General features: G+C 36.8%; 5 protein-coding genes. All 5 read right to left on the bottom strand.

The genetic code is table 11. The features are described from left to right. Nucleotides 1-152: 152 nt before the first annotated feature. Nucleotides 153-1337, bottom strand: coding sequence for an aldose epimerase family protein (locus tag ACFSC2_RS11290; protein WP_379815332.1), 1185 nt, complete (start codon nucleotides 1335-1337; stop codon nucleotides 153-155). A gap of 237 nt (nucleotides 1338-1574) precedes the next feature. Then, nucleotides 1575-3083 carry an L-arabinose isomerase gene (gene araA / locus ACFSC2_RS11285; RefSeq protein ID WP_379815333.1) on the bottom strand — a complete coding sequence of 503 codons (1509 nt, stop codon included), beginning with the start codon at nucleotides 3081-3083 and terminating at the stop codon, nucleotides 1575-1577. A 167-nt stretch (nucleotides 3084-3250) separates the two neighbouring features. Beyond that, complete coding sequence (locus ACFSC2_RS11280) at nucleotides 3251-3952, bottom strand: L-ribulose-5-phosphate 4-epimerase (protein ID WP_026982501.1); 702 nt, start codon at nucleotides 3950-3952, stop codon at nucleotides 3251-3253. After that, a complete protein-coding gene (locus ACFSC2_RS11275; RefSeq protein WP_379815334.1) occupies nucleotides 3936-5627 on the bottom strand; it encodes a ribulokinase in 1692 nt (563 codons plus the stop codon). The genes ACFSC2_RS11280 and ACFSC2_RS11275 overlap by 17 nt, the downstream gene beginning before the upstream one ends. Nucleotides 5628-5857: 230 nt before the next feature. Beyond that, nucleotides 5858-6973 carry a glycoside hydrolase family 43 protein gene (locus ACFSC2_RS11270; protein WP_379815335.1) on the bottom strand — a complete coding sequence of 372 codons (1116 nt, stop codon included), beginning with the start codon at nucleotides 6971-6973 and terminating at the stop codon, nucleotides 5858-5860. Nucleotides 6974-7020 lie beyond the last annotated feature (47 nt).

Here is a 7020-nt window from a genome sequence, read left to right as displayed (position 1 = left end):
GCAGAGACGCAAAGTTTATTTTCTTTGCGTCTCTGCGACTTTGCGAGATTCAAAAATACTTCTTATTTAAAAAACTTAAAACAAAAAACCTCGAAAGCAAACACTTTCGAGGTTTTTCAGAGAATTAGAACTAACTAAACAAATTCTAAAAATTACTTTTGAACCGAAAATTTAAAAGTAGTTTTTGTTTTATAATTTTCTCCCGGGTTTAAAACCGTTGTTGGGAAATTTTTCTGGTTTGGAGAATCTGGATAATGTTCTGTTTCTAGACATAATCCTGTTCTGTGAGCAAAAGTTCCTCCATTTGGCATTGGCAACGTTCCGTCAAGGAAATTTCCAGAGTAGAACTGAATTCCAGGTTCGTCTGTTGTCATTTCCAAAACTCTTCCGCTTGCTGCGTGATATACTTTTGCAATGATTGTTTTTCCTTTTTCAGGATTATTCAATACCCAGCAGTGGTCGTAACCTTTTCCTCTTTCTAACTGCTCGTTTTTAACGGCAATGTCTTTTCCAATTAATTTTGGTGTTCTGAAATCGAAAGGCGTACCAGCAACATCATCTAATTTTCCTGTCGGAATCAAAGTGGCGTCAACTGGAACTAATTTATCAGCATTTAAAGTCAATTCGTGGTCTAGGATTGTTTTGGTAAAATCTCCAGATAAATTGAAATAAGAATGCTGTGTCAAATTCACAACCGTTTTCTTATCTGTTGTTGCTTCATACAAAACCTCTAATTGATTATCATTTGTCAAAGTATACGTTACAATAACTTTCAAATTTCCTGGATACCCCTCTTCCATATCTTTACTTAAATAAGATAATTTTAAAGAAGCTGTTTCTCCAGACTTAGCCTCATCGGCTTTCCAAACCACGTTGAAATAGCCTTGTGGTCCACCGTGCAAAGCATTTGGCGCATTATTGATTGCCAATTGATAGTCTTTTCCGTCAAGCGAAAATTTTCCTTTTGCAATTCTATTTCCGTATCTTCCGATTAAAGCTCCAAAAAAAGGATTTTCTTTTTCGTATTGTGCCAAAGAATTAAAACCTATTACTACATTTTCTGAAACGCCTTCTTTATTTGGCACTTTCAAATCGGTAATTCTTCCTCCAAAAGTGATGATATCAACTTCCATCCCATTTTGGTTTTTCAGTTTATAATTATCGACTTTTTCGCCTTTAGCGGTTGTTCCGTACTCTGATTTTTCGATTGTAACTGCTGCTTTTTTATCCGAAGAAACTGTAGCTTCATCCATTTTTTTATCGTTTTTGCATTGGACAGAAATTGCTGCCAGACTTAACAGGCTTATTCCAAAAATACAACGTTTTAATACATTCATAAATGATATTTTTTTGGTTTGTGAAATGGTTAGATGTTAAAAGTTATTTGTTGAACGTAATAATTTACGCGGATAAAACCGATTCGCTGTCGCAAAAGCGAAGACACTGATTTACAATGATTTTTTTAAATTATATAAATCTTCGCTTTTGCGACAGCAAATCAGTTTTATCTGCGTTGAAAGTTAAAAGTAACAAAAAACTCTGAACCTTTGTCACTTTGACCTTTGCAACTTCAATTAAAGTCCATGTTGAAACAAATGGAAATACGCTTCGTTGGCATTGATTTTATCTTTAAACTCTCTTACCGTTGTTTTTTCATCAATTACCAATAATTCAATTCCAGCGATGTCTGCGAAATCTTCCATATATTCTGTTGTGATCGATTGGCTGTAAACCGTGTGGTGCGCTCCACCAGCTAAAATCCAAGCTGTTGCTGCAACTTCAAGATTTGGTTTACAATCCCAAAGAACACGTGCAACTGGCAATTTTGGTAATTCTGCCATTGGTTTTATTGCTTCCACTTCGTTAACAATTAAACGGAAACGAGTTCCCATATCCACCAAAGAAACGTTGATTGCGTCTCCTGCAGGCGAGTTGAATACCAAACGAGCTGGATCTTCTTTTCCTCCAATTCCTAATGGATGCACTTCGCAAGAAGGTTTTCCGTCAGCAATAGATGGACAGATTTCCAACATGTGAGAACCTAAAACATATGATTTTTGTGGTGTGAAATGGTACGTGTAATCTTCCATGAAAGAAGTTCCACCTTCCAAACCAATACACATTACTTTTAAAGCTCTTACCATTGCAGCGGTTTTCCAGTCTCCTTCGCCGCCAAAACCATAACCATCGGCCATTAATCTTTGTGTTGCGATTCCTGGTAATTGTTTCCAAACTCCAAGGTTTTCAAATGTATCTGTAAAAGCGCCAAATCCTCCTTCTTCAAGGAAAGCTCTTAATCCTAATTCGATTTTTGCTGCTTCAACCAAAGAACTTCTTTGTGCACCGCCTTCTTTTAAAGAATCGGTTAAGTTGTATGATTGCTCGTAAACGGCTAATAAATCGTTTAATTCTTTATCAGTTACTTTTTCAATATGTTTGGTAACATCTGAAGAATCGTATCCGTTTACCGACATTCCGAAACGAATTTGTGCCTCAACTTTGTCCCCTTCTGTAACGGCAACTTCACGCATATTGTCTCCAATACGAGCTACTTTTAAGTTTTGAAGTTCGTCCCAACCAAGAACAACTCTTGACCAGATTCCTAATTGTTTTTGAACTCTTTGATCTTCCCAGTGACCCACAACCACTTTACGTTTTTTACGCAAACGAGACATGATGAAACCGAATTCACGATCTCCGTGAGCCGATTGGTTTAAGTTCATGAAATCCATATCGATAGATCCCCACGGAATTTCAGCGTTGTATTGTGTATGCAAATGGCATAATGGTTTTTTAAGGATATTTAGTCCGCCAATCCACATTTTTGCTGGAGAGAAAGTGTGCATCCAAGCAATAATTCCGATACAGTTTTTCTCAGAATTCGCAGCCAAACATACATCTAAAATCTGCGAAGGCGATTTCACCACATCCTTATAAACCACTTTTACAGGAATTGAAGACGAAGCGTCTAATCCTTTTGCAATAATCTGTGAATGTTCTGCTACTTTTCTTAGTGTTTCTTCACCGTATAATTCTTGGCTTCCTACTACAAACCATACTTCTTTTTGAGAGATATCAATCATGTCTTTATTTTTGTTTCAAGTTTTCTTTGTTTCAAGTTTCAAGTTTCAAGTTCTTGAATACCGAAAATCTTATTGTTATGTTATATTTTTAGTTTTGTTTGTTTCACGTTTCATGTTTCACGTTCCAACAACTTGAAACAAAAAAACCTGAAACCTGAAACTAAAAATTACTGTCCGTAGTACGAATCTTTTCCGTGTTTACGGTTGTAATGTTTCTTTATTAAGGAATCTTTTAATCTTGGTGCGTTTGGATTTATTTGTAAAGTCAGGTACGCCATTTCTGCCACAACTTCTAAAACTTTACTGTTGTAAACCGCTTTTGCTGCATTTTTCCCCCAAGCAAACGGACCGTGATTTCCAATTAAAATCATTTCTACTTCTTCGTACGAAAGATTTTTTTCTTTGAAGCAATCTAGAATCTGAATTCCAGTATTGTGTTCGTAGTTTCCTTCAATTAAAGAATCTGCCATTGGAGGCGCACATGGAATATCAGCTGTTAAGTGATCCGCATGTGTCGTTCCAAAAATCGGAATATCTTGCTGAGACTGCGCCCAAGCTACAGAATAGGTTGCGTGGGTATGCGCAACGCCACCGATATTCGGCCAGTTTTTGTATAAATAAGCATGCGTTTTAGTGTCAGACGACGGACGCATTGTTCCTTCGATAACATTATTGTCAAAATCGACAATTACGATATCTTCGGGTTTTAAATCTTCGTACGGAACACCGCTTGGTTTAATGGCAAAAACACCATTTTTTCTGTCCACAGCGCTCACATTCCCGAAAGTATAAACTACAAGATTCAATGCATTTAACTGCATGTTTGCCTCGTAGCATTCTTGTTTTAAATCTTTATAAAGAGAACTCATTTTGAGAAATTTTAATAGTTGGATCGGCAAAAGCACTTAATTGTTCGTATGCTAAAAGCAGTTTGTGATACGCTTCAACTTTATCCGTTTGAGGGAAATATTCTCCGTCAAAATCACTTCCGATTTTTTGGCTTGCTTCGATTACGTTTGGATAAATTCCGGCTGCAACGGCTGCATAAATTGCCGCACCTAAAGCAGGAGTTTGGTCTGAAGCTGCCACTTTAATTGGCTTGTTTAAAACGTTAGCCAAAGTCTGCATGATGAAAGGCGATTTACGAGCAACACCACCAATACCGATAACGCTGTCGATTTTTACACCTTCTTCTTCAAAACGGTCTACAATTTTCTTCGCTCCGAAGCATATTGCGTTTACTAAAGCTTTGAAAATATGAGGCGCTTTTGTACCTAAAGAAAGGTTCGAAATCGCACTTTTCACTTCCTGATTGGCATCTGGAGTTCTTCGTCCGTTGATCCAGTCTAAAGCAATTGGAAGACTTTCTGAAACAGGGATTTTTTCCGCTTCTTTCGTTAATTCAACAATTAATTTATCGCTGAATTCTTCTTTTAATTGTTCTTTTTGCGCATCATTTAAAGTTGCTGAAGACGCTAATAAATGTTCTGTCGGCCACATTAGCAATTCTTTGTACCAAGCCAATAAATCACCAAAAGCTGATTGTCCTGCTTCAAGTCCAATAAAACCTGGAATTACAGAGCCATCAACTTGACCGCAGATACCGCGAACGGTTTTTGTTCCCACTTCATCATAAGAACCAACTAGAATATCACAAGTTGAAGTTCCCATAACACGAACTAAAGTATTCTCTTCGATTTTAGCTCCAACTGCACCAGAATGCGCGTCGAAAGTTCCAACAGCAATTACTGTTTCTGTAGAAAGTCCTAAACGGTCTGCCCATTCTTGACTTAATTTTCCGGCAACTAAATCTGAAGTGTATGTTTCGTCGTATAAATTGCCACGCAAAGTCGCTAAATACGGATGTAATTTTTCTAAGAATTCAACTGGCGGTAATCCGTTCCAGTCTTCGTGCCACATGGCTTTGTGGCCTGCTGCGCAACGGCTTCTTTTAAAGGTTTTTAAATCTTTATCTTCAATTAATAAATACGTCATTAAATCGCAGTGCTCCATCCAAGTGTGCGCTGCATTTCTAACCGCTTCGTCTTGTCTTGCAATGTGAAGGATTTTTGCCCAAAACCATTCCGAAGAATAAATTCCGCCAACGTATTTTGTCACGTCTTCTCCGCCCCAGCTTACTGCCAATTCGTTGATTTCGTTTGCTTCATTTATTGAAGTGTGATCTTTCCATAAAACCATCATTGCATTTGGGTTTTCTTCAAAACCTTTTGTCAATGCTAATGGCGTTCCGTCTTTGGTTACTGGAACTGGAGAAGATCCTGTTGTATCAATACAAATTCCTTTTATTAATGACGGATCAACTTTACTTTCTTTTACAACATTTTGAATTGTAGTTTCCAATCCTTCAATATGATCCAAAGGATGCTGACGAAACTGATTTATAGAGGCGTCACAATATTGTTTGTTTTTCCATCTTTTGTAATGAGAAACATTCGATGCCAGCTCCTGCCCATTTTCTGCGTCAATAAGCACCGCTCGAACAGAATCTGTTCCGTAGTCCAATCCTATTACGTAATTTTTCATTTCTAAACTTAATTGGTTAAATAATTGACAAATATAAAAATTATAATTTCATAAGTGTATAAAAAACACTTAATAAAATTTAGTGCTTTAATTTTTTACAAAATATGCATCAAAACAAAGATTTAAGCTCAAAACCAAATATAAATGCCAATGTTACATTTATAATACTGCGATTATTTCATCTTAATCTTTAAAACCGCCACAGAGTTAGTTGGAAAATCTTAATCAACTTAGTTAAATTCGAATATTGGTTTACCGTTTTTATCAAATTTTAATTTCATCATTCTCGCATGACGATTAGGATCATATAACGGGTCTGCAATAATTTCTTTCAACGGTCTTTTATCTGTCGCAGGTACAACTTTTGGATCACCAACAGCTTTTTCATAATCCCTTGCATGATAAACTACTAATGGTTCTCCGTTTTCATCTACTGTGAATGAGTTATGTCCCGGCCCATAAATATGTTTTGATTCATTGGTTTTTAATACTGGATATCTGGATTTTTTCCAAGAATTTCTGTCTAATAAATCAGCATTTTCATCTGCTTCCATCATTCCCATACTGTAACAAGAACCGGTAGCACTTGCTGAAAAAGTAATGTAAATTTTCCCTTTGTGTTTAAGAAATGCAGGACCTTCATTTACCCAAAAACCAATGCGTTCCCAATCATAATCTGGAGTCGTCAGCATGAATTGAACTGTTTTTAATTTTACGGGTGATTCCATTTCGGCTAAATACAAATTAGAAGCTGCGAACTGCCCGCCTGTTTTTTCTGCCCAGCAGAAATAGCGCTTATTTTTATGCTCAAATACAGTTCCGTCTAGAGAAAAATCGGTAAAGCTTTTTGGATCTGCGTCGGCGGCCTGCATTTGCCCCAATTCAATCCACTTGTCATGTAAAGGATCCTGGCCTGTACATTCCAAAACATAAGGTCTTAATTTCCAAATATCGTTTTCTTCGCTTGCTGCAAAATACACGTACCATTTTCCATCTAAATAATGAATTTCAGGAGCCCAGACATGACGGCTCATTGGTCCGCTTTTATGTTTTTCCCATACTCTAAAGGTTTCCGCCTTTTGAAGTTCATCAATAGACTTTGCGCGTCTTAACTCTATAGCGTCGTAGGTTGGTACAGATCCTGTAAAATAATAATACCCATCTGTATGCTTGTAAATAAAAGGATCTGCTCTTTGCAATACTATAGGTTTGTTTGTTAAGGTTGTTTTTGCAGCACTCACTTCTCCTTTAGACAGCTCTTTTTCTGCTTTTTTATCTGTACAGGAAGAAACACTTACAAAAACAATGGCCGAAAGTGCCCAATTTTTTAATAGGTTTGTTTGCATGTTATATTGGTTTGTTTGCATGTTATATTGGTTTGTTTGCATTTAAT

This window comes from Flavobacterium artemisiae, from assembly GCF_042678225.1.
In the GTDB taxonomy this organism is placed as follows: Bacteria; Bacteroidota; Bacteroidia; order Flavobacteriales; family Flavobacteriaceae; genus Flavobacterium; species Flavobacterium artemisiae.
Note: the sequence above shows the minus strand (reverse complement) of the source record. Positions and strands in the feature narration are given on the sequence as shown.

Excerpts from the sequence above, each read along its gene's own strand:
- ACFSC2_RS11275 (WP_379815334.1), bottom strand. The coding sequence starts at position 5,627 with ATGAAAAATTACGTAATAGGATTGGACTACGGAACAGATTCTGTTCGA.
- ACFSC2_RS11280 (WP_026982501.1), bottom strand. The coding sequence starts at position 3,952 with ATGAGTTCTCTTTATAAAGATTTAAAACAAGAATGCTACGAGGCAAAC.
- ACFSC2_RS11290 (WP_379815332.1), bottom strand. The coding sequence starts at position 1,337 with ATGAATGTATTAAAACGTTGTATTTTTGGAATAAGCCTGTTAAGTCTG.
- araA (WP_379815333.1), bottom strand. The coding sequence starts at position 3,083 with ATGATTGATATCTCTCAAAAAGAAGTATGGTTTGTAGTAGGAAGCCAA.
- ACFSC2_RS11270 (WP_379815335.1), bottom strand. The coding sequence starts at position 6,973 with ATGCAAACAAACCTATTAAAAAATTGGGCACTTTCGGCCATTGTTTTT.